We start from the raw sequence: 20958 nt of genomic DNA, 5'->3' as shown, positions 1-20958 counted from the left end.
GCGACACCGTCGTAGGACGCAGGTTGTTCTGCCAGAAGGTGCTGTCGGATAGGTGTCACCGCGTGTGTCGGGGGCTGTGCTCTGCGGTGATCTTCCCTATCCTGGCGTGTTCACCGCCGGCTAGCGACGTGGAGTGTCGTGGATCCTCGACAGGTACGACGTCTGGCAGAGCAATCCGCCAACTTCGGGTTCCTCCGTGATCACAAGCTACTGGTCTACTACGGAGCGAGCGCCGAGCTGCTCGTCTACGTCGACGCCCAGGCCGCGATGTTCAAGAGCCGGACCTTCGGCGACGAGCTTGCCAAGGAGCTGATCCGCCGTACCGGCGCGAAGCCGCAGAAGAACTTCTTCCAGCGGGTGCAGGCGCTGCACGCGGACGGAGCGTTCACTCCGGAGATCTACCGCGCGTTCGACCTGCTGCGTGACCAGGGCAACAAGGCCGTACACGATCACCTGGGTGAGGTCCGCGCGGCGCTCGACATGCTGCGGACATGCTTCGAGCTGGGCGTCTGGTTCCACCGGGCGCTGACCGGCGACCGCACACCGATCGGCTTCGTGCCTCCGACCCCACCTGCCCGTCAGGTGTCGCAGAGCATCACGGACGGCCTCCAGGCGGAGATCCAGCGTTACAAGGACGAGCTGGCCGAGACCAAACTCCTCCTGGAGGGCAAAGCGTCGCTGGCGCAGGCCCAGGCCGACGCGGTGGTCGCCGCGGATCGTGCCGTTCGTGATGCCGACGCCCGTCGTGATCAGGCCGCTGCCCTGGTGGCGAGCCTGACGCCGTCCGCCGAGGCCGAGCAGGCGGCGCTCGACAGCAAGGGGACGCCGAAGGTCTCGGCCGCTCGACGCGAGGAGTTCATCGCCCGCGCGCGTCGTGCATCGCACGAACCGCTCAACGAGATGCAGACCCGGGTCGAGATCGACCGGCAGTTGGGCGCGGCCGGCTGGATCGTCCAGAACGAGAGCCAAATCAACCTGTACGCCGGCACCGGTGTCGCCGTTCGTGAGGTGACCCTGGCAACCGGACGAGCCGACTACCTGCTGTACGTCAATCAGCGGCTGGTGGGTGTCATCGAAGCCAAGCGGGAGGGGACCGCGCCGCGCGGCGTGGAAGCGCAGCTCGACCGCTATCTCAACGGGCTCACGGCAGGGCAGAAGCTCGCCGCGTGGCGTCGGGACGATCCGCTGCCGTTCGGCTACGTCGCTACCGGCACCGAGACGGCCTTCGTCAACCGGCTCGACCCGTTTCCGCGTACCCGGGAAGTTTTTGCCTTCCACCGGCCCGAGACGTTCGCGCGATGGATGCGGGAGGCCGACGACGACCCGGCGGCGCCGACGCTGCGTGCCCGGCTGCGGCGGATGCCGGCGCTGGACCGGCTCGGCCTGCGCCCAGCTCAGGTGGACGCGATCGACGGTCTGGAGCGTTCGCTCGCGGAGGACCGTCCGCGCTCGTTGATCCAGATGGCGACGGGTGCCGGCAAGACGTTCACCGCCGTTACCAGCAGCTACCGGCTGCTCAAGCACGCTCGCGCGACGCGCATCCTCTTCCTGGTCGACCGGAACAACCTCGGCAAGCAGACCTTGCGGGAGTACGCGGGCTACCAGACCCCGGACGACGGGCGGAAGTTCACCGAGCTGTACGTCGTCGACCGGCTCTCCGGAGCCGGGATGCTCGAATCGTCCACGGTGGTCATCTCCACCATCCAGCGGCTCTACGGGGCGCTGCGTGGCGACGATTTGCCGGACCCCGACCTCGACGACCGGGCGTACGACGACTACGAGCTGGACGAGCCGGCCGAGGTCGCCTACAACCGGCTGCTGCCGCCGGAGACGTTCGACCTGATCGTGGTCGACGAATGCCACCGCTCGATCTACGGCAAGTGGCGGGGTGTCATCGAGTACTTCGACGCCTTCGTGGTCGGGCTGACGGCGACGCCGGTCAAGCAGACCTTGGGCTTCTTCCAGCAGAACCTGGTCTCCGAGTACACCTACGAGCAGGCAGTCGCCGACGGGGTGAACGTCAGCTTCGACGTATACCGGATCAAGACCGAGATCACCGAGAAGGGCGCCGACATCGAGGCCGGCACGGTAGTGCCGCTGCGCGACCGCCGCACCCGGGCCGAGCGCTACCAGGAGTTGGAGGACGACTTCACGTACGGCGGCAGCCAGGTCGGTCGATCGGTGATCTCCAGAGGGCAGCTCCGGCTGGTGCTGGAGACGTTCCGAAGGAAGCTCTTTGACGAGATCTTCCCCGGCCGCTCGACCGTGCCCAAGACGCTGATCTTCGCTCGGGACGACAACCACGCCGAGGAGATCGTGCAGATGGTTCGGGACGTCTTCGGGCGCGGCAACGACTTCGCTGCCAAGATCACTTACGCTTCGCGCAAGGGCGGCGACAACCCGGACACCCTCATCCAGGCGTTCCGCAACAGCCCGGAGCTGCGCATCGCGGTGACCGTCGACATGATCGCCACCGGCACCGACGTACGCCCCCTGGAGTGCGTGTTTTTCCTCCGGCCGGTCCGCAGCGCCACCTACTTCGAGCAGATGAAGGGCCGTGGCGCCCGCACCATCGATGCCGCAGAATTCCAGGCCGTCACGCCCGACGCCGAGGTCAAGGACCGCTTCGTCATCGTCGACGCGGTGGGCGTCACCGAAGCCGACCTGGACGAGGCGGTGCCGCTGCAACGCCACTCGGAACGGCAGATCTCCCTGCGCGACCTGCTCAAGAAAGCCGGCACCCTGACCGCCGACGCAGACGAGGTGGCCACCCTCGCCGCCCGGCTGGCGCGGCTGGAGCAGCAGTTGACCGACGACGAGCGCGCCGAACTGGCCGACCTCGCCGACCAGCCGCTGACCGGTATCGTGCGGGGCCTCGTCGACGCGATTGCCCCCGAACAACTCAACCCGGCCAAGGAAGCTGGCCCAAACGCCGTACGCGACCTGCTGGCCGGCGCGCTGCGCCCGCTCGCCGCGAACCCGGCCCTGCGCGAGCGCATCCTGGAGATCCGTCGCGCGCACGACATCACTATCGACGAGGTGAATGCGGACAAGCTGATCTCGGCGGCCGGTGTGCCGCCCGAGGAACGCGCCCAGGTCACCGTGAAAAGCTGGCACGACTACCTGGAGCAGCATCGCGACGAGATCACCGCGTTGCAGGTCTTCTACGAGGGGCGCGGGAGGGTCGGGTACGCCGAACTCAAGGAGTTGGCCGCGCGGATCGCCCGTCCGCCGCAGGCCTGGACGCCGGAGTCGCTGTGGAAGTCGTACGTGCTGCTCGGCCGCACCTCAGATGCCCCCGGCAGCAGGGGGGTGACGGATCTTGTCAGCCTCATCCGGTATGAGTTGGGGCTCGATCAGGAGCTGCGCCCGTACCGCAACCTCGTCGAGGAGCGCTTCCGTGGGTGGCTGCTCCGGCAGGAGCAGTCGGGCGCTACGTTCACTGCCGATCAGGCGTGGTGGCTGGAGAGGATCAAGGACGTGATAGCGGTGAGCGTGGAGATCACCCCCGACGACCTGGAAGGCGCGCCGTTCAGCGAGCGGGGCGGGATCGACGGGTACGCGGGCGTTTTCGGGAAGCGGGCCGAGCCGCTGCTCGACGAACTGAACCAGGAGCTGTCCGCGTGACAAATCTGCCTGCTGGCTGGGCTATCGCGCCCCTCGATGATCTCGTTGACGTCCTTGACAGTAGGCGGGTTCCAGTTAGTTCGAAAGAACGGGCGCAGCGTCCTGGACCTGTGCCGTACTACGGAGCGACAGGCCCGGTCGGCTGTATCGACGAGGCATTATTTGACGAAGATCTTGTCTTGCTCGGTGAAGACGGCGTGCAGTTCTTTGACCCGAGTAGGCCGAAGGCGTATGTTATCTCGGGTCCGGCGTGGGTGAACAATCACGTGCACGTTCTACGGCCCGGGAACGCAATTACCCTGGAATACTTACACCACTTTCTCAACTCCTTTGACTATCGAGGATTCGCGAACGGAACTACGCGGCTTAAGCTCACTCAGGCGGCAATGAAACGGATTCCGGTTACACTGCCGCCGCTCTCTGAGCAGCGGCGTATAGTTGCGGCCCTTGATGAGAGTCTTTCCCGGTTGGCGTTGGCTGAAAGCCAGGTTGCCCAGGCTTCTAGACGGCTTTCGAATCTGGAGCGTGCTTTCTTGCGGGCGATTGAGGAGGAGGTAACCCTTGCGCCAAATACTCCGCTCGAGAGCTTGCTGGCTGAGCCGCTTCGTAACGGACACTCCGCTCCAGCGTCCCAACAGGGAAAAGTGCGGACCATTAGTTTGACTGCTGTGACCCAAGGGGAGTTCAGCGAGCGTTTTTCGAAGATGACCGACGCGGATATCGTGCGGGTTCGGGATCTGTGGCTAAAGTCGGGAGACATACTAATCCAGCGGTCTAACACTCCGGAGTTGGTTGGCACTGCTGCCCACTATCGAGGTCCAGAGGGCTGGGCTGTCTTCCCTGATCTGCTTATTCGAATACGTCTGCGAGCCGGCGTCGAGACCGACTACGTGCTTATGATGCTGCAATCGCCTCGCGCGCGACGCTACTTTATTTCGAAGGCGAAAGGGCTCGCCGGGTCGATGCCTAAGATCGACCAGAAAACCATACGTGAGTTCTCGCTCAGGCTTCCCGAGATTGATAAGCAACGGGAAGTTGTGCGCAGAGGCAGCAGCGTGCGGGGTTATCTCGGGCGTCTCAAATTGACGTCAAAAGCGGTTACAAGAAAGGCCGCGCAGTTGCGGACGGCGTTGCTAGCGGCGGCGTTTTCCGGTCGGCTCGTGCCGCAGGACCCTAACGACGAGCCGGCGTCGGAGCTGCTAACACGCATCCAAGCCGAGCGAGCTGCCGCGCCACCCAAGCAGAGGCTGCGCTCCCGTACCCAGAAAGAGCTGGCGGCTCCGCCGACCAGGGTGACCGGCGACGACTATCAGCAGGAGGCACTGCCGCTGTGAGCACTGTGGATTCGCGCCGGCTGGTGCAGAAGCTCTGGAACTACTGCGACGTGTTGCGTGACGACGGCGTCTCGACCATCGACTACGTGGAGCAGTTGACGTTCCTGCTGTTCCTCAAGATGGCCGACGAGCGGGCCAACCGCCCGATCCGTCCCGAGCAGATCGTGCCGGACGAGCTGAGCTGGCAGACGCTGCTCGATGCCGAGGGCGACGCCCTGGAGGTGCAGTACCGGCACATCCTCACCGGGCTGGCCCACGAGGGCGGCACCCTCGGCACGATCTTCCGCAAGGCGCAGAACAAGATTCAGGACCCGGCGAAGCTGAAGCGGTTGATCGTCGATCTGATCGACAAGGAGCAGTGGTCGCAGGCCGGCGTCGACGTCAAGGGTGACGCCTACGAGGAGTTGCTGGCCAAGGGCGCTGAGGACGCCAAGTCGGGTGCGGGGCAGTACTTCACCCCGCGTGCGCTGACCGCCGCCATGGTCGACTGCATGCAACCCACACCTGACGACACGATCACCGACCCGGCCTGCGGCACCGGCGGCTTCCTGCTCGCCGCGTTCGACTTCATCCAGCGGCACCACGGCAGCGACCTCACACCGGACCAGCGGCGGCGGCTCGCCAACGGCGCGATCACCGGCACCGAACTGGTCGACGGCACCGCCCGACTGGCCGCGATGAACATGCTGCTGCACGGCATAGGCACCCCCAGCGGTGAATCTTTGATCACAATCGGGGATGCGCTCGGCAAGGAGCCGGCACGCCGCTACAGCCTGGTCCTCGCGAACCCGCCGTTCGGCCGCAGCTCGTCGATCCGGATGATCGGCGAGGATGGTCGTTCCTCCCGCGAGGAGCGCGAAATCGAGCGGAACGACTTCTGGGCCACCACCGCCAACAAGCAGCTCAACTTCGTCCAGCACATCGCCTCGTTGCTGGAGATCGACGGCCGGGCCGCGGTCGTCCTGCCGGACAACGTGCTCTTTGAGGGCGGCGCGGGCGAGACCATTCGCCGCCGGCTGCTCAAGCAGTACGACCTGCACACCATGCTCCGTCTGCCCACAGGCATCTTCTACGCTGGCGGGGTCAAGGCCAACGTGCTGTTCTTCGAACGCAAGCGGGCTCGTGAAGAGCCGTGGACCCAGAAGCTTTGGGTGTACGACTTCCGCACCAACCAGCACTTCACGCTCAAGCAGAATCCGCTGCGTCGCGAGCACCTCCAAGACTTTGTCGACTGCTACCTGCCGGGCAAGGACAGGACTGAGCGGGTCGAGACCGAGCGGTTCCGGGCCTTCCCCTACGAGGAGCTGATCGCCCGGGACAAGGTGAACCTCGACATCACCTGGCTCAAGGACGCCTCGCTGGAGGACGCCGACGCGCTCCTGCCGCCCGAGGTCATCGCGCAGGAGATTGTCGAAGATCTGGAGGCGGCGTTGCGGGAATTCGCCGCCATCGCGGACGCCCTGTCCTCACGCGCCGCTCAACCGACGGATAGCTGACGAGGTCGGAGTGCTCGCGGGAGAGTCACGCGAGCACTCCGGGTGGTGGTCAGCGGGTGATGCGGATCTCGCCGTCGAAGCGCGTCGAGTAGTCGCAGTCGATTTCGGTGCACAGCTCGATGCCCCCGTTGACGAGCGCGGTGCCCCGGTTGAAGGCGTAGCCGCCGGCTTCCGCGTAGACCCGGCCGGTCACGGCCTGCGCCGACCCTGTGCAGTGGACGGGCGCCCAGCCGCTGCCGTACGCGACGTGGTCGCTGGCGCGCTGACGCAGACTGAATTCTGCGCCGCCGTTCTGACCGGAATCGCAGGTCACGGTGATGGTGATGTCGACGGCGACGCCGCGTGCGACCAGTTTCGCCGAGGTGACCTCGACGGTAGTGGCCGCGCTCGCCGGCGTCGGTACGAGCAGCGCGAACAGGGACAGGCAGAGCAGGGCGATGGTGGTGGTGACGCGGCGCACGGCGGTCCTCCTCAGTGGAGTGGGTGCGTTTCCACGGTCACCGTAGCCATCGGCCGGACTCGCCACCATCGATCGATCGTGCGGGTGCTGGGCGGCCGTCGGGTGGGGGTGGTCGGCCGGGTGAGCGTGATGCCTGTGGGTCATCTTGATGACGCACAGGCATCAGAGAGTCAGGGGACATCGCTCCCCGGCAGCCGCAACAGCCGCACAGCCCCACAACCGCAACAGCCGCACAGCCCCACAACCGCACAGTCCCACAACCGCACAGCCCCACAACCGCAACAGCCGCGCAGCCGCGGTCAGGCGCGCGAGCGGGGCAGGCAGCACTTCTTGTACTTCGTGCCCGAGCCGCACCAGCAGGCGTCGTTGCGGCCCGGCGGCCAGGAGGTGATGCCGGCGTCGTCGAGGCTGTCGGCGTACTCGTCGAGGGTTTCCTCGTCGATGGGGTCGGCGCCGGCGAACGCCGCGAGACCCTCGACGGTGCCCGCCACGACGCCCAGGCCGACGCCGCCGCCGAGGCTGGACGCGTCGGCGAGGGCGCGCTCGGTCTGGGCGCGGTGCTCGTCCCAGGTGCTCGGGTAGCTCTCGGTCAGTGCCGGCCAGCGCACCAGCAGGGCGTCGAACTCCGGCTTCGGCCAGAACAGCAGCGTGGCCGGCCCGTCGTCGAGCGCGTCGGCGGCGTGGCTGGTCGCGTCGCGTAGCCGGTCGGCGAGGTTGTCGTGTTCGTCGTGCGGCAGGCCCAGCTCTTCGCGCAGGTCGTGCCGCCGCTGGGCCAACCCGTAGATCATGGCGGCGGCCGTGTCCTGGGCGTCCTCGGACTCGTGCTGGTGGGCGCGGCTGCGGTCCACCATCGCGTCGAGTGCGGCGGTGAGCCATTCGACCGCCGTCTCAGCATGGCCGGACTCGGTCAGCTCGTCGACCAGGTGGACGGCGTCGGGATCTGTCTCCAGCAGCGGACGCAGCTCGGACAGCTCCGCCAGGCCCTCGTCGACCCGGCCGAGGCGCAGCAGCAGGCCGCCGCGTACGGCACGGACGTACGTGTTGTCGTCGGGCTGTTCGGCGATGGCGCGGGTGGCCAGGGCGAGCGCGTCGTCGAGGTCACCCGCCTGCTCCAGGATGTCCGCGGCGACCAGCAGGGCGTACCCGGTGTCGGCGGGATCGGCGACCCGGCCCTCGTCGACGGCGCTCACCAGCTCGGTGACCAGCGCCGCCGGGTCGGGGCTCCCCGATCCGAGGGTGCCGATCTCGTCGATGCGGTCGGCGGTGAGCAGGTCGGGCATGGCACATCCTGACGAACGACGGGTGACGACCGGCCAGCGTACCCGGCACACGGCGCAGCCCGGGCGGCGAACCACCCGGGCTGCGACGCGGACCTCAGCGGGTCGCCGGCATGGTGGCGAACTCGCCCGCTAGCTCGGACTCGACGATCGCCGTGGCGGACGGCCGGCGACCGGCCGACGCCCGCCGGGCGGACGGGACGGCGAGGGCCGCGAGCGCGGCGGCGAGGGCGATCGCCGTGAGGAGGAGAAATCCGGCCGTGAAGCCGGCCTCCCGGGGCAGGCCGCTGGCCTGCGGGTGAGCGGTGATCACGCCGCTGACCACGGCCGCGCCGATCGCGCCGCCGATGGTACGGATGTTGGCGTTCATGCCGGTCGCCACGCCGGTCTGGCTGGCGGGCACGCTGGCGACGATGAGGTTGGCCATCGACGCGAAGGCCAGGCCGATGCCGAGGCCGACCAGGCCACCGGCGACGGCGACCTCCCAGCGGGTGGCGTGCGCGGCGGCGAGCATCGCGGACGCTGCCACGTTGAACGCCGCGCCGGTGGCGAGCTGCGCCTTGGCGCTGAACACGGCCTGGAGCCGGCCGGCGACGAGGCCCGCGACGAACATGGCGACAAGCATCGGCAGCATGAGCAGACCGGCCTGGCTGATGCTCGCGCCGAAGCCGTAGCCGGCCGCGGTCGGGGTCTGCACAAACTGGGGCAGGAACGCGTACACGGAGAACATCGAGCCGCCGTAGAGCAGGGCGACCAGGTTGGTGGTCCAGACGCCGGGCAGGCGCATCATCCGCATGTCGATCAGCGGGTTGGCCGAGCGCAGCTCGGCGGTCAGCCAGCCGACCAGCAGCACCACGGCGAGGGCCAGCAGGCCGAGCACGCGGGTGCTGGTCCAACCCCAGGCCGCGCCCTGGCTGATGGGCAGGAGCAGCGCGACCAGCCAGCCGGAGAGCAGCAGGGTGGCACGCCAGTCGATCCGGCCCGGGGTACGCACCGGGGACTCGGGGATGAACAGGTGTGCGGCGACGGCGGTCAACCCCACCACGACCAGCGGGATCCAGAACAGCCAGCGGTAGTCCAGCGCGGTGACGATCGGGCCGGCCAGCACGACGCCCAGGCCACCGCCCGCGGCGACAATCGCCGAGATGGCGGCGACGGCGCCGCCGACCCGCGCGGTGGGGAACTCGTCGCGGATGATGCCGAAGGACAGTGGGAAGACCGCGCCGCCGATGCCCTGTACGACCCGGGCGACGATGAGCACGCCGATGTTCGGCGCGACGGCGGCCACCAGGCAGCCGAGGGCGAGGGCGGCGAGCGAGACGACGAGCATCCGCTCCTTGCCGACCATGTCGCCGACGCGCCCGAGGATCGGCGTGAAGATCGACGCGGAGAGCAGGTAGGCGGTCAGGACCCAGGTCACGGTGTTCTGGGAGGTGTGCAGGTCCTGCTGGATGGTCGGTAGCACCGGGGTGATCAACGACTGGAGCATCGCGAAGAACCCGGCGCCGGCCGCGAGCACGGTGAAGGTGAGCCGACGCGAGCCGCGTCGGGAGGTCACTGCCACGAGAGAAAACTCCTGAAATGGTACGGAAGGAGACGTGTGTCACCCGTCGTCGGCGGCGGGCAGGTTGTCGGGTCCGGGCGATCGGGTGGCCAGGCGGATCGGGCGGGTCCCGAGGTAAGCTATCCGGAGGCAGGCCTCCGGGAGTTCCGGAGGGGTGCCTCCACTAAGCTAGCGGAGGGTTGCCTCCGGATGCAACCAGGACGAGGTGACGCACGTCATGACCAGCGCGGGGCAGGTGCCCGAGGTCTTCGCGCAGCGGCCGAAGCGGGCCGATGCGCGGCGTAACTACGACGCCCTGATCGCCGCCGCACGTGACGCGTTCGCCGAGAACGGCGCGGCCGCCTCGCTGGAGGACGTGGCCCGCCGGGCCGGGGTGGGCATCGGCACCCTCTACCGCAACTTCCCGACCCGGCGGCACCTCTTCGAGGCCGTCTACGTCGAGGAGGTCCGGGCGCTGAGCCGTTCCGCCGAGGACCTGGCCGGGCTGCCCCCGTGGGACGCCCTCGTCGCCTGGCTGCACCGCTTCGTCGCGTACGTCGCCACCAAGCGGGCGCTCGCCGAGCAGTTGCTGCACGACTCGGAAATCTTCGGGACCTGCCGGACGGAGATCTACGCCGCCGGCGAGCCGCTCATGAGTCGCGCCCAGGCGGCCGGCGTGGTCCGCGACGACATCGGCTTCGACGACGTGGTGCGGCTGATCAGCGGGCTCACCATGGCCCAGTTCCCGTCGCCCGAGCAGCGCGACCGCGTCCTCGGTGTCGCCCTCGACGGGTTGCGCCCGACGGCGGCCACCCGCTGACGACGCTCACTTGTCGACCAGCACCAGCCACTCGTCGTCGAGCCGTTTGACGATCGTGCCCGCCGGCCACCGGTGACCGGAGTCGACCACCGCCCGGGCCTGCTCGACCTGTGGTGGTCGGCTGAAGTGCGCGTCGCGGAAGCTGGCCATCCGGTGGAACCGGGCCCGGCCGAAGTTCGCGGCGTCGGTGAAGCGGGCACGGTCGAACAGGGCTTCCGCGCCGAAGGCCGTCCAGCGGAACAGTGCCATGTTCGCGAAACGGGCGGAGTGGAAGCTGGCCGGCCCGGCGAACCTGGTGTGCTCCATCGACAGCGCGCCGTCGAAGGCCGCCTCCTGAAACGTGGCGGCCTCCTCGAAGTGGGTCGCGTCGAAGCTGGTCGGCTGACCGAACGTCACCCGGTGCCACGAGGTCGGACCGGCGAAGTGGGACCGCCGGCAGGACAGGCCGTCGGCAAACTCGGCCCCGTCGAAGCTCGCGGTGCCCCGGACGTGGATGTCGTCCAGGACCACCTCGCCGCCGGCAGTGAGGCCGGCGAACACCACGTCGCCGAAGCTCGCCGCCCCGAGCAGCAGCCGTCCCCGCGTCGTCGCGCCCGCGAAACTGGTCGTGCCGCCGAACGCCGCCCCCGTGCAGGTCGCGTCGACGAGCGTGCAGCCCGCCGCATCGAAGTCGACGAGCGTCGCGCCGGTCAGGTCCAGCACCACACCCGGCCAGTACTCCGCCTCGTCCCGGGCGCGCAGGTGCCGGGTCAGGACCCGCTGCGCGGTCCGCCGGACCTCCGTCTCGCGCGGCTCGTCGTCCGGTGGGGACATCCGCAGGTACGCGCAGAGCACCGCCACGATCGTCGACCGCTGTGACGGATTGTCCTGGCCGAGGCGTTCCAGCGCGTGCAGCCCGCCGAGACGTACGGCCGCGCTGTCGTTGCCGAGCAGCTCGACCGCCCGGGTGTACAGCTCGGTCAGCCGGCGTTCGGCCGCGTCGTGTTCGGCGGCGGACGACTGCCGGTCCTGCTGGCGCTGCGCGGCCTCGGCCACCGACTCGGCGTGCGCCTGCACCCGGTCCCGGTGCGCCTGGTCGCGGGCGGCGACGGCCTCCTGGTGGCGCTGGGCCCGCTCGGCGATCCACTGCCGGCGCGCGGCCAGCAGCAGGGCCAGCCCGCCGCCCGTGCCCGCGACCACGGTCAGGCCGGTGCGGATCGCGTCGATGCGCAGCGTGGCCCGGGTGTCCGGCAGGACGGCCCGGTCGGCCTCGGTGAGCAGCAGGCCGAGCACCAGCCAGCCCAGTACGGCGGCGAGCAGCAGGCCGACCAGCACCAGCCACCACGGCAGCACCCGCAACTGACGCTCGGGGGGTTCGTCGGCGGCCACGGCCACAGCATGCCATCGGTCGTCGCGGCGCGGGGGTGCGCGGGTTCCTCCGGTGTCCGGTGTGGAGTGTGACCGATTTGCCGGTTCACGCCGTCGACGGGACAACGGGTTACCGGCGCGTAACAAGTCATTGACGTTGCCGAATTGTTGCGGGCATCATCGTCGCACGGTCGACCGGACACCCCCACCCACCTGCCCGGATCGTCGGGCGCCTCCCCCCGGAGGTGCAGCCATGCTGCTCCGAAAGACCGTCCTCGTCGTGTCCCTGGCCACCGCCGCCCTCCTCGCCTCGGCGGGAACCGCGACCGCCGCCCCCACCGCCGTCGCTCCGGCCTCCACCACCGCCGCCGCGGCCAACCCCGTCATCGTGGTCGGCGGGCTCAGCGGCGTCGCCGTCGCGTACGAGCCGATCGCCACCCGGCTGCGCGCCGACGGTTACCGGACCTTCGTCTACCAGCTACCCGGGCTGGGCCTCGGTGACATACCCGCCTCGGCCCGCGCGTTCGCCGGGTACGTCGAGCAGGTGCGGGCCAGCACCGGCGCGACGACCGTCGACGTCGTCGCCCACTCCGAGGGCGGCCTGGTCAGCCGCTACTACCTCAAACGGCTCGGCGGTACCGCCGCCGTCGGCCGGTACGTCAGCCTGGGCACACCCCAGTACGGCACGTACGTCGCCAACATCGCGGCGATCCTCGGCCTCGGTAGCTGCGCCGGCGTCGTCGCCTGCCAACAGATGACCATCGGTTCGGCGTTCCTCGCCGACCTGAACTCCGGCGACGACACCCCCGGCTCGGTGCGCTACACCACCGTCCGCACGCTCCAGGACGAACTGGTCCGCCCGACCGGCAACGCCGCCGTCAACGACGGCGCGACGAACGTGCTCATCCAGTCGTACTGCCCGCTGCGGGTGGTGGGGCACCTGGGCCTGGTGCTGGACGGCACGGCGTACACCATCGTGCGCGGCGCCCTGGTCGACGGCCCGGTGCGACCCAACTGCCTCGCGGTCTGAGCACGTCGGTGCGGCGGTCCCTGCGGGACCGCCGCACCGCGCCCGCGACGGCGACTGTCGGGTGCGTGACGATCCCGGGAAAGGGTGTGGCAGACATCAGACGACCTCGATAGCCTGCTCCGGCCGTCCACTCCGGACGGTGTGCACGTGGTCCGTCGAGAGGGAGCAGTGGGCATGACCGAGCCGCAGCGTGTGCCACCGGAGAGCACGCCGCCGACAGTGCCGCAGCTCGACGTCCGGGCCGCCGAACCCCCGGCCGCCGACATCCCGCCGCCCACCGGCGGGTTCGCCGACCGGCCACCGGGTTACCCGAACGCCCTGGTCTGGCTGCGCGCCGGAATCCTGCGGGACTGGCGGGGCGTGCTCGGCGCGTTCGTCGCCACCTGGTTCTACCTGCCGATCGCGCTGCTCCTGGCGTTCTGGGGCGGTCTCAGCTTCGCCGCCGTCGGCCTCTTCGCCGGCGGCACCGGCATGGACGACCAGATCCCCACCGCGCTACGCGACACGCCGCTGATCGGCTCACTGCTGGACGCGTTCCTCAGCCGCTCCGGCGGAGTGCTGGGTGGCGTGGCCGGCTTCGCGGTCGGTTTCCTCGCCGGCTTCATCTCGGTGCTGGTGCTGCCCTGGCTGCCCGTCGCGGACGAGCCTCTCGCACTGCTCACCGGCCTGGTCGGCACGGTCGTCGCGGCAGCGCTGATCGGCGTCGTCTACACGCTGTACCGGGTGCTGCTCGAACCGAGCCTGCTGGTGGTGTCCGGCGCGCGCCAGCCCAGCCGCCGGGAGAACGCGCGACTGCGTCCCCTGCTGGACGACTGCGCGCGACGACTCGGCCTGCCGAACGTGCCGCGGCTGCTCATGGAGGACGACCCGGTCCTGAGCAACGCCCGCACGTACGCCCGGCACGTGGTGGTCACCACCGCCGTGCTCACCGAGCCGGACGACGAGGTCGCGGCGCTGCTCAGCCACGAGCTGGTGCACTGGCGTACCGGGGACGAGATCACCAGTGCCTTCGTCCGCGGCGTCGGCCTGCCGCTGACCCTCACCCACGCCCTGCCCACCTGGCTGATGCGGACGTTCCCGCACCCGGCCACCAACTTCGTGGTGTTCCTGTTCTTCTGGCCGGTGCTGCTCACCATGCGGTACGTGGTGCTGCCCCTGCACGCCCGCGACGTCCGGGCCGCCGAGTACCGGGCCGACCTCGGCGCGGTGCTGACCGGGCACGTCGACGGGCTGCGGCGCATCCTGGAGCGGCGGCTCTCCTTCGAGAGCGGACGCAGCGGCTGGGACGAGGCGGTCTGCGCCACGCACCCGCCGCACGAGCTGCGGCTCGACGCGCTGGAGCGGGCGTCGGAGGCGGGCGCGGCCGCCCACGCCGGGGTACCCGCCGACGCCGCCGCGGCCGTCACCGCCGAGCGGCTGTTCGGCCACAGCGGCCCGGTCGGTACCCGCCGCACCTGGCTGCTGGTCGGCGTTCTCGCCCTCGTCGCCTGCCTCGGCGCGAGCGGGTTGAGCGTGGTGCAGTGGGCGTTCTTCCGCCCCCAGGCGACGGTCGACGGATTCTTCTCCGCCCTCGCCGATCGGGACAGCGAGGCCGCGCTCGACCACCTCGCCGACTCCGGCGACGGCACCGACCACAAGCTGCTCGCCCAGCTGCTGGGCGGCAAGGGTTACCAACCACCGACCGACGTCGAGGTCACCTCGGTGCAGCGTGCCGACGACACGGCCACCGCCACGGTGGCGTACCGGCTCGCCGACACGCGGCAGACGGCCACCCTCACCCTGCGCCGCGAGGACGAGACCACCGCCGGCCTGTTCCACGGCTGGCGTCTGGCCGGTGGGCCGATAACGCTCAACTCGTCGATCGCCGAGCCGGGCGTACGCCTCAACGGGGTGGAGCTGCCCGTCGCCACCGAGGGTCCGCCGCCGGTGCTGCTGCCCGGCCTCTACACGGCGACCGGCCCGTCCAGCGCGCTGAGCGAGACGCCCACCCAGACCCTGCTGGTCGGCCCGGGGGAGGGCTCGGCGATCCTGGAACTGGCGCCCGTGCTCAAGCCGACGGCGGTCGAGGCCGTCCAGACCCGGGTACGCGCCTGGTTGGACGAGTGCGCCAAGCAGACGGTCGCCGCCCCGCCGGGCTGCCCGTTCCGCTACTACGGCGGGTCGGCGCAGAAGATCACCTGGAAGATCCTGGAGTACCCGAAGGTCGCCGTCGAGCTGACCGGCCCGAGCACCGCCCAGGTGTCCACGCCGCTGGAGGGTCAGGGCCGGGTGCAGGTCAGCGGCACCACCACGTACTTCGGCACCAGCTCACCGTTCAGCGACGACAGCGCGCTGACCGTCGCGGGTGTCGCCACCGCCGACGGTGACACCGTCACCTTCCAACCCGCCTCCGACTGACCGGGAGACCCACCGTGACCGACAGCGACGCCGCTGCCCGGCTGCCCGTACGGCTGACCATCAACCCCCGGCAACGGCAGCCCGCGGCGGTCGACCTGCTGACCTGGATCCATCGGCGGCCGGAGTACCGGCCGGTGGTCCGGGCGGCCGGCGGTGGCGGGGGACGGCCCGGCTTCAGCGACGCCGTGATCATCGCGGTGCTGGCCCAGGGGCTGCTGCCGGGGCTGTTCAACCTGTTGCAGTCCTGGGTGGACCAGCAGCGCACGGAGGCGAGCATCCGGATCCAGTCCGGGGACACCGAGGTGGAGTTGCAGGTCAGTGGGCGCACGGACTCGGCCCGCCTGCTGGCCCAGGCCACCGAGGCGCTGCGCGCCGCCCAGGCCACCGAGGCGCTGCGTGCCGCCCGCGAGATCGGCCCGGACGCCGCCGACTGAGTCCACGACGTCCGGGCCGGCGCGGTCAGCTCGCCTTGGCCAGCGCCTCGAACTCGTCGTCGGTGAGCCGTACGTCGGCGGCCCCCACGTTCTCCTCCAGGTGCGCCACCGACGACGTGCCCGGGATCGGCAGCATCACCGGCGACCGACGCAGCAACCAGGCCAACGCGAGCTGCGCGGGCGTCGCGCCGTGCGCGTTGGAGATCGCGTCCAGTGGGCCGCCCGGCCGGGCCAGCTCCCCGGTGGCGATCGGGTACCACGGGATGAACGCCATGTCGTTGCGCTCGCAGTAGTCCAGGACGTCCTCGGCGCTGCGGTTGGCGAGGTTGTACAGGTTCTGCACCGAGACGATCTCGGTGATCGCCCGCGCCTGCTCGATCTGCTCCACGCTGACCTCGGACAGCCCGATGTGCCGGATCTTGCCCTCCTGCCGCAGCAGCGCCAGCTCGCCGAGCTGGTCGGCGAGCGGGACCTGCGGGTCGATGCGGTGCAGCTGGTACAGCGGGATGCTGTCCAGGCCCAGGTGACGCAGGCTCAGCTCGCACTGCTGGCGCAGGTACTCCGGCCGACCCACCACCCGCCAGTCGCCCGGCCCGGCCCGGGTGAACCCGGCCTTGGTCGCGATGACCAGGTCGTCGGCGTACGGGTGCAGAGCCTCGCGGATCAGCAGCTCGGACACGAACGGCCCGTACGAGTCGGCGGTGTCGATGAACGTCACGCCCAGCTCGATCGCCCGGCGCAGCACGCGTACCGCCTCGGCCGGGTCCTTCGGATCGCCCCACACGCCGGGGCCGGTGATCTGCATCGCTCCGTAGCCGAGGCGGTTGACCGTGACGTCGCCGCCGATCCGGTACGTGCCGGACGCCTTCGCGGGCTGCTTACTGATGTCGGTCGCCATACGCCCATCCTTCATCGTCGTGCCCTGTGGCGGGGACAGGTCGACACTCCGCCAACTGGTGATCGTCCCCCGGGATCCGCCCGTCATGCCGCCCCCCGCCCGATTGTGTAACGGGACACGCCCTAGCGCTCTCCGTGTCCGGTCTGCTACGCCTGATCCTGGTCGGCGCGGCCGGCCGGGGGAGGCACGATGTGGCGACGGTTCAGACCCGATCCCGTGGGTCGGTTGCGGGAGCGGCTGGACCGCTTCGGGGCCACCGGCGACCGGCGGGCGGTCCTCGACTCCGGTGCGATCCACGACGCCGAGGCCGTCGTCGACCTGGTGACGGCCACGCCCACGGACGGGCCGCTGCCCGAGCGGGTCGCCGAGGGCATGTCCCTCCTGGCCAGCCTGCACTGGTACCGCTACCAGCTACTGCCGTCGGGCGAGGACGCCGACGACCTCGACCAGGCGCTGCGGCTCACCGAGTTCCTGCTGCGCGTCGCGCCGGATCGGGTGCCACCGCCGCTGCGGGAGCTGCTGCGCTCCCGGCCCGCCCCGGGGGAACCGGCCCGCCGCACCTCCGGGAGGTCGGCCCGACACGTCCCCGGCGATGCGGGCACGTCATCGCAGGCGCGACCCGTCCGCCCCGCCGGCGCCGCCCGCGACGGCACGGCGAACGCCCGGTACGTCGAGGCCGTCCTCCTGATGGCCGCCGCCGAGACCAACCGTGACTACCGGGCGGCCGACCAGGCCGAGGCGCTGCTGCGACAGGCGCTGGCCGCCACGCCCGCCGGCGCGCCGGAGCGACTGCACTACCTGTCGGCCCTCGGCAAGGTGCACCGCGACCAGTTCCAGCATCTCGGCCGTCGTCGGGCCCTGGCGGCGGCCGTCGAGGCGCACCGGGAGAGCCTGGAGGCCACCGGTGCCGGCGACCCGGACCGGCCCGTGAGGCTGTTCAACCTCGGCAACGTCCTGGGCGACACGTACGAGGTCGACCGTGACCCGGCCGCGCTGGACGAGGCGATCACCGCGCTGCGGGACGCGGTCCGGGCCGCCGCGCCGGGCACACCGGTGCGCGCGATGGCGCGGATGAACCTCGGCCAACGGCTGCGCGACCGGTGGCGGCTGCACCGGCGGCCACGTGACCTCGACGAGGCCGTCGACGCCTTCGCCGCGGCCCGGGACAGCGCCGATCCCCGGGTCGCCGCGCTGCACGGCGCCGCGCTCGCCGAGCGGTTCACGCGCGACCGGACGCCCGCCGACCGGGACGCCGCCATCGAGGCGTACCGGTCGGCGTTGTCCGGGTTCGGTGGGCTCGCCCCGGACCTCGCCGGCACCGCCCGGTTCGGGCTCGCCACCCTGCTCGCCGAGCGGCACCACACCACCGCCGACCCGACCGACCTCGACGGGGCGATCGACGCGTACCGGGCCGCCGACGGGTCCGGGCCGACGCCCGACGGGACGGACGGCGACGACCTGCGCCACGTCGCGGCCGGTCTGCTGGTGAGCCGGTACGAGCTGCGGCGACGGGCCGACGACGTCACCGAGGCGGTACGGGTGCTGCGCGCCGGGGTGGCCGCCGCCCGGGACCCGGTCCAGCGGGCGCGTCGGCTCGCCGACCTCGGCCACGCGCTCGCCCTGGGCCACGCCGACCTCGGCGGGTTGAGCGCGCTGCGCGCCGGCCGCGACGCGCTGATTGAGGCGGAACGGCTGCTGCCCCGTACCGACCCGCTGCGACCGCACGTGCTCAACAACCTCGGCGAAACCCTGCGCCAACTCTCCGACCTGGCCGGCGAGCCGGCGCTGCTGGAGCCGGCCGCGGTCGCCCTGCGCTCGGCCGTGGCCGCCGCGGCGCCGGATGACGCGTCCCTGCCCCGCTACCGCTCGAACCTGGGCCTGGTGCTCCAGGCGCTGTTCGCCTCGACCCAGGACCTGGCGACCCTGACCGAGGCGATCCAGGTGCTGGCCCAGGTGACCGACACGACGCCGCCCGGGCACCCGGACCGCCTGCCGGCGCTGACCAACCACGGCTCCGCGCTGAACCGCCGGGTCGAGCTCTTCCTCGACGGCGCGCTGCCCGTCGACGGCCGGACCGCCGACGAGGTCGCGGCCGGCGTCGCCGAGGACTCCGACACCGCCGTGGCCGCCCTGCGCGAGGCCGCCGAGCTGGCCGAACAGGAGGCCGACCCCACCGAGTACGCCCAGACGGTCGGCACCCACGCGCTGGCCCACCTGCTGCGGCATCGCCTCAACGGCGACCTGCCGGCGCTGGACGAGGCGGTCCGGCAGCTCGATCGGCTGAGCCGGCGGCCGTCGGCCGACGCGGACCGGCACCGGATCCTCACCAACCTCGGCAACGCTCTCCTGCTGCGCCACCAGGCCGGCCACGCCGACGCAGACGCCACCGCCATGCTGGCCGCCTACCGGGGCGCGGTCGACGAGCTGAGCCCCGAGCATCCCGCCCGCACCATGTGCCTGAGCAACCTGGCCACCGCCCTGGAGCGGGTCGCCGAGACCGGCGCGGGTGACTCCGGCGCGTTGGCCGAGGCGACCGCCGCGCTGCGCGCCGCCGCCGATGTCGAGTCCGCGCCGTCGCTGCTGCGGGCGACAGCCGCCAGCCGGTACGCGTCCCACGCCGCCCGGGCGGGCGACCTGCCGGCCGCGCTCGACGGGTATACCACCGCCATCGAGCTGATCGACCTGGTGGCCTGGCACGGCATGGACCCCGACGACCAGACCCGCCTGCTCGCCCGCTTCCCCGGGCTGGCCAGCGACGCCGCGGCGGTCGCCATCGCCCTGGACCGCCCGGAGCGTGCGGTCGAGCTGCTCGAATACGGGCGGGGAGTCCTGCTCACCCGCGCCCACGACGCGGGCGCGGACCTGGCCGCGCTCCGCGCGCAGGCGCCCCGCCTCGCCGACCGCCTCGCCGACCTCCAGGCCGCCCTCGACGACTTCCCGTCGCCGTCGCCGTCGCCGTCGCCGTCGCCGGCCGGGCCGGTGCCGCCGGTCGCGTGGGGCGGCGGTGGGATGGCGACCTCCGGCACGGGAGCGACGCCGGAGCAGCGGTACGACCTCGCCACCCGCCGCCGTCACCTCCTGGCCGAGATCCGCGACCGGCCCGGCTTCGCCGACTTCCTCCGTCCACCGCCCTTCGACGAACTGGCCCGGGCCGCTGCCGGGGGTCCGGTGGTGCTGGTCAACGTCGCCGCGCGGCGCTGCGACGCGCTGGTCGTCGCCGACGGTCGGGTCACCGTGGCGCCGCTGCCGGAGTTGACCCTCGCCGATCTGGTCGTCCGTACGGCGAACTTCCTGACCGCGATCGCGACGCTCACCACGCGCCCGGCAGCGGACGTCCCCCCACCGCAGGTGCGGCGTCGGCACGCGGTGGCCCGCGCCGAGGTCACCCAGACCCTGGACTGGCTGTGGCGCGTCGTCGCCGTACCCGTACTCGACGTGGCTCTGCCCACCCAGCCGGCCACCGACGCCGAGCCGCCGGTCGGCGGTTGGCCCCGGCTGTGGTGGTGCCCGACGGGCGTGCTCACCCTGCTGCCGCTGCACGCGGCCGGCCCGGCCGGCGGCGGCGACGGGGTGCTCGATCGGGTGACGCCGTCCTACACCGCCTCGCTGCGGGCGCTGACGCACGCCCGCCGGGGCGGCCCGACACCTTCCGGGCCGGTCGACGCGGCGCTGTTCGTCGGCATGCCGCAGACCGCCGGCCTGGCCGACCTGCCCGGCGTCGCGCGCGAGGAGGAGATCGTCCGGCGGCACCTCGGCCGGGTGCGTTCGCTCATCGGCCCGGAGGCCAGCCCGACGACGGTGCTCGACGCCCTGCCCGAGCAGCCCGTCGCGCACCTGTCCTGCCACGGTACGCAGGACCTGCGCGCCCCGAACCGGGGACGCCTCGAGCTGGCGGGCGGCGCGCTGAGCGTCCGCGACCTGTGGCGGCCGGCGGGACGCCCGGCCGCGTTGGCCGTCCTCTCCGCCTGCGAGACGGTACTCGGTGGGGCGACCCTGCCCGACGAGGCGCTCACCCTCGGCACGGCCTTCCAACTGGCCGGCTTCCGGCACGTCATCGGCGCGCTGTGGTCCATCTCGGACGCGCTGACGGTCCGGCTCTGCGCCGACCTGTACGACGGGCTGGCGGTCGACGGGGGGATCGAGGCCGATCGCGCGGCCGTGGCCCTGCACGCGGCGGTCCGCCGCCTGCGCGCCGCCCTGCCCGACCACCCGGACACCTGGGCCGGCTACGCCCACCTGGGCCCCTGACCGGCGCCTGCCGCTGACGCCGACGGCGGGGGATCAGCGGCCGGGGG

General features: G+C 71.4%; 13 protein-coding genes. 8 read left to right on the top strand and 5 right to left on the bottom strand.

What is annotated here, in order from left to right:
* Window positions 1-138 precede the first annotated feature (138 nt).
* Genes ACTFTM_RS22955 through ACTFTM_RS22945 form a run of 3 tightly spaced genes read left to right on the top strand, consistent with a single transcriptional unit; the run spans window position 139 to window position 6457 of the window.
* Window positions 139-3627: a DEAD/DEAH box helicase family protein gene (locus tag ACTFTM_RS22955; RefSeq protein WP_449562540.1), complete on the top strand. Its 3489-nt coding sequence runs from the start codon at window positions 139-141 to the stop codon at window positions 3625-3627.
* Window positions 3624-4961: a restriction endonuclease subunit S gene (locus ACTFTM_RS22950; RefSeq protein ID WP_449562539.1), complete on the top strand. Its 1338-nt coding sequence runs from the start codon at window positions 3624-3626 to the stop codon at window positions 4959-4961. The genes ACTFTM_RS22955 and ACTFTM_RS22950 overlap by 4 nt, the downstream gene beginning before the upstream one ends.
* Window positions 4958-6457 carry a type I restriction-modification system subunit M gene (locus ACTFTM_RS22945; protein ID WP_449562538.1) on the top strand — a complete coding sequence of 500 codons (1500 nt, stop codon included), beginning with the start codon at window positions 4958-4960 and terminating at the stop codon, window positions 6455-6457. Before ACTFTM_RS22950 ends, ACTFTM_RS22945 begins: the two co-directional genes overlap by 4 nt.
* Window positions 6458-6506: 49 nt before the next feature.
* Here ACTFTM_RS22945 and ACTFTM_RS22940 read toward each other — a convergent pair whose 3' ends face one another.
* The 3 genes from ACTFTM_RS22940 to ACTFTM_RS22930 form a co-directional block, all read right to left on the bottom strand.
* Window positions 6507-6917, bottom strand: a complete 411-nt coding sequence (locus ACTFTM_RS22940; protein ID WP_449562537.1) for a hypothetical protein — start codon at window positions 6915-6917, stop codon at window positions 6507-6509.
* 299 nt (window positions 6918-7216) lie between these two features.
* A complete protein-coding gene (locus ACTFTM_RS22935) occupies window positions 7217-8197 on the bottom strand; it encodes an SEC-C domain-containing protein (RefSeq protein WP_449562536.1) in 981 nt (326 codons plus the stop codon).
* A 94-nt stretch (window positions 8198-8291) separates the two neighbouring features.
* The gene (locus tag ACTFTM_RS22930; RefSeq protein WP_449562535.1) at window positions 8292-9758 is read right to left on the bottom strand and encodes an MFS transporter; all 1467 of its coding nucleotides are present in this window, start codon (window positions 9756-9758) and stop codon (window positions 8292-8294) included.
* A gap of 217 nt (window positions 9759-9975) precedes the next feature.
* Here ACTFTM_RS22930 and ACTFTM_RS22925 point away from each other — a divergent pair, with 217 nt between their 5' ends.
* The gene (locus tag ACTFTM_RS22925) at window positions 9976-10557 is read left to right on the top strand and encodes a TetR/AcrR family transcriptional regulator (RefSeq protein ID WP_449562534.1); all 582 of its coding nucleotides are present in this window, start codon (window positions 9976-9978) and stop codon (window positions 10555-10557) included.
* A 6-nt stretch (window positions 10558-10563) separates the two neighbouring features.
* Here ACTFTM_RS22925 and ACTFTM_RS22920 read toward each other — a convergent pair whose 3' ends face one another.
* On the bottom strand, window positions 10564-11925 hold the full coding sequence (locus ACTFTM_RS22920; RefSeq protein ID WP_449562533.1) for a pentapeptide repeat-containing protein: 1362 nt from the start codon (window positions 11923-11925) through the stop codon (window positions 10564-10566).
* Window positions 11926-12157: 232 nt separating this feature from the next.
* On the opposite strand from ACTFTM_RS22920, the gene ACTFTM_RS22915 reads away from it, so the two are divergent.
* From ACTFTM_RS22915 to ACTFTM_RS22905, 3 genes are all read left to right on the top strand, one after another.
* Window positions 12158-12934 (top strand): esterase/lipase family protein, encoded by a 777-nt coding sequence (locus ACTFTM_RS22915; RefSeq protein ID WP_449562532.1) that lies wholly within the window; start codon window positions 12158-12160, stop codon window positions 12932-12934.
* Window positions 12935-13108: 174 nt separating this feature from the next.
* Complete coding sequence (locus ACTFTM_RS22910) at window positions 13109-15331, top strand: M48 family metalloprotease (RefSeq protein WP_449562531.1); 2223 nt, start codon at window positions 13109-13111, stop codon at window positions 15329-15331.
* A 14-nt stretch (window positions 15332-15345) separates the two neighbouring features.
* Window positions 15346-15765, top strand: a complete 420-nt coding sequence (locus ACTFTM_RS22905; RefSeq protein WP_449562530.1) for an effector-associated constant component EACC1 — start codon at window positions 15346-15348, stop codon at window positions 15763-15765.
* A 25-nt stretch (window positions 15766-15790) separates the two neighbouring features.
* Here the strand turns inward: ACTFTM_RS22905 and ACTFTM_RS22900 are convergent, their stop codons facing one another.
* Window positions 15791-16663, bottom strand: coding sequence for an aldo/keto reductase (locus ACTFTM_RS22900; protein WP_449562529.1), 873 nt, complete (start codon window positions 16661-16663; stop codon window positions 15791-15793).
* Window positions 16664-16879: 216 nt separating this feature from the next.
* On the opposite strand from ACTFTM_RS22900, the gene ACTFTM_RS22895 reads away from it, so the two are divergent.
* Window positions 16880-20911, top strand: coding sequence for a CHAT domain-containing protein (locus ACTFTM_RS22895; protein WP_449562528.1), 4032 nt, complete (start codon window positions 16880-16882; stop codon window positions 20909-20911).
* The last annotated feature ends 47 nt before the right edge of the window (window positions 20912-20958 follow it).

Source organism: Micromonospora sp. RB23 (genome assembly GCF_053585025.1).
The sequence above is the reverse complement of the archived record's forward strand: the minus strand, read 5'-3'. Positions and strand labels throughout refer to the sequence as shown.

What these genes read in the sequence shown, in the direction of transcription:
- ACTFTM_RS22935 (WP_449562536.1), bottom strand. Translation starts at nt 8,197, where the DNA reads ATGCCCGACCTGCTCACCGCCGACCGCATCGACGAGATCGGCACCCTC.
- ACTFTM_RS22925 (WP_449562534.1), top strand. Translation starts at nt 9,976, where the DNA reads ATGACCAGCGCGGGGCAGGTGCCCGAGGTCTTCGCGCAGCGGCCGAAG.
- ACTFTM_RS22915 (WP_449562532.1), top strand. Translation starts at nt 12,158, where the DNA reads ATGCTGCTCCGAAAGACCGTCCTCGTCGTGTCCCTGGCCACCGCCGCC.
- ACTFTM_RS22910 (WP_449562531.1), top strand. Translation starts at nt 13,109, where the DNA reads ATGACCGAGCCGCAGCGTGTGCCACCGGAGAGCACGCCGCCGACAGTG.
- ACTFTM_RS22900 (WP_449562529.1), bottom strand. Translation starts at nt 16,663, where the DNA reads ATGGCGACCGACATCAGTAAGCAGCCCGCGAAGGCGTCCGGCACGTAC.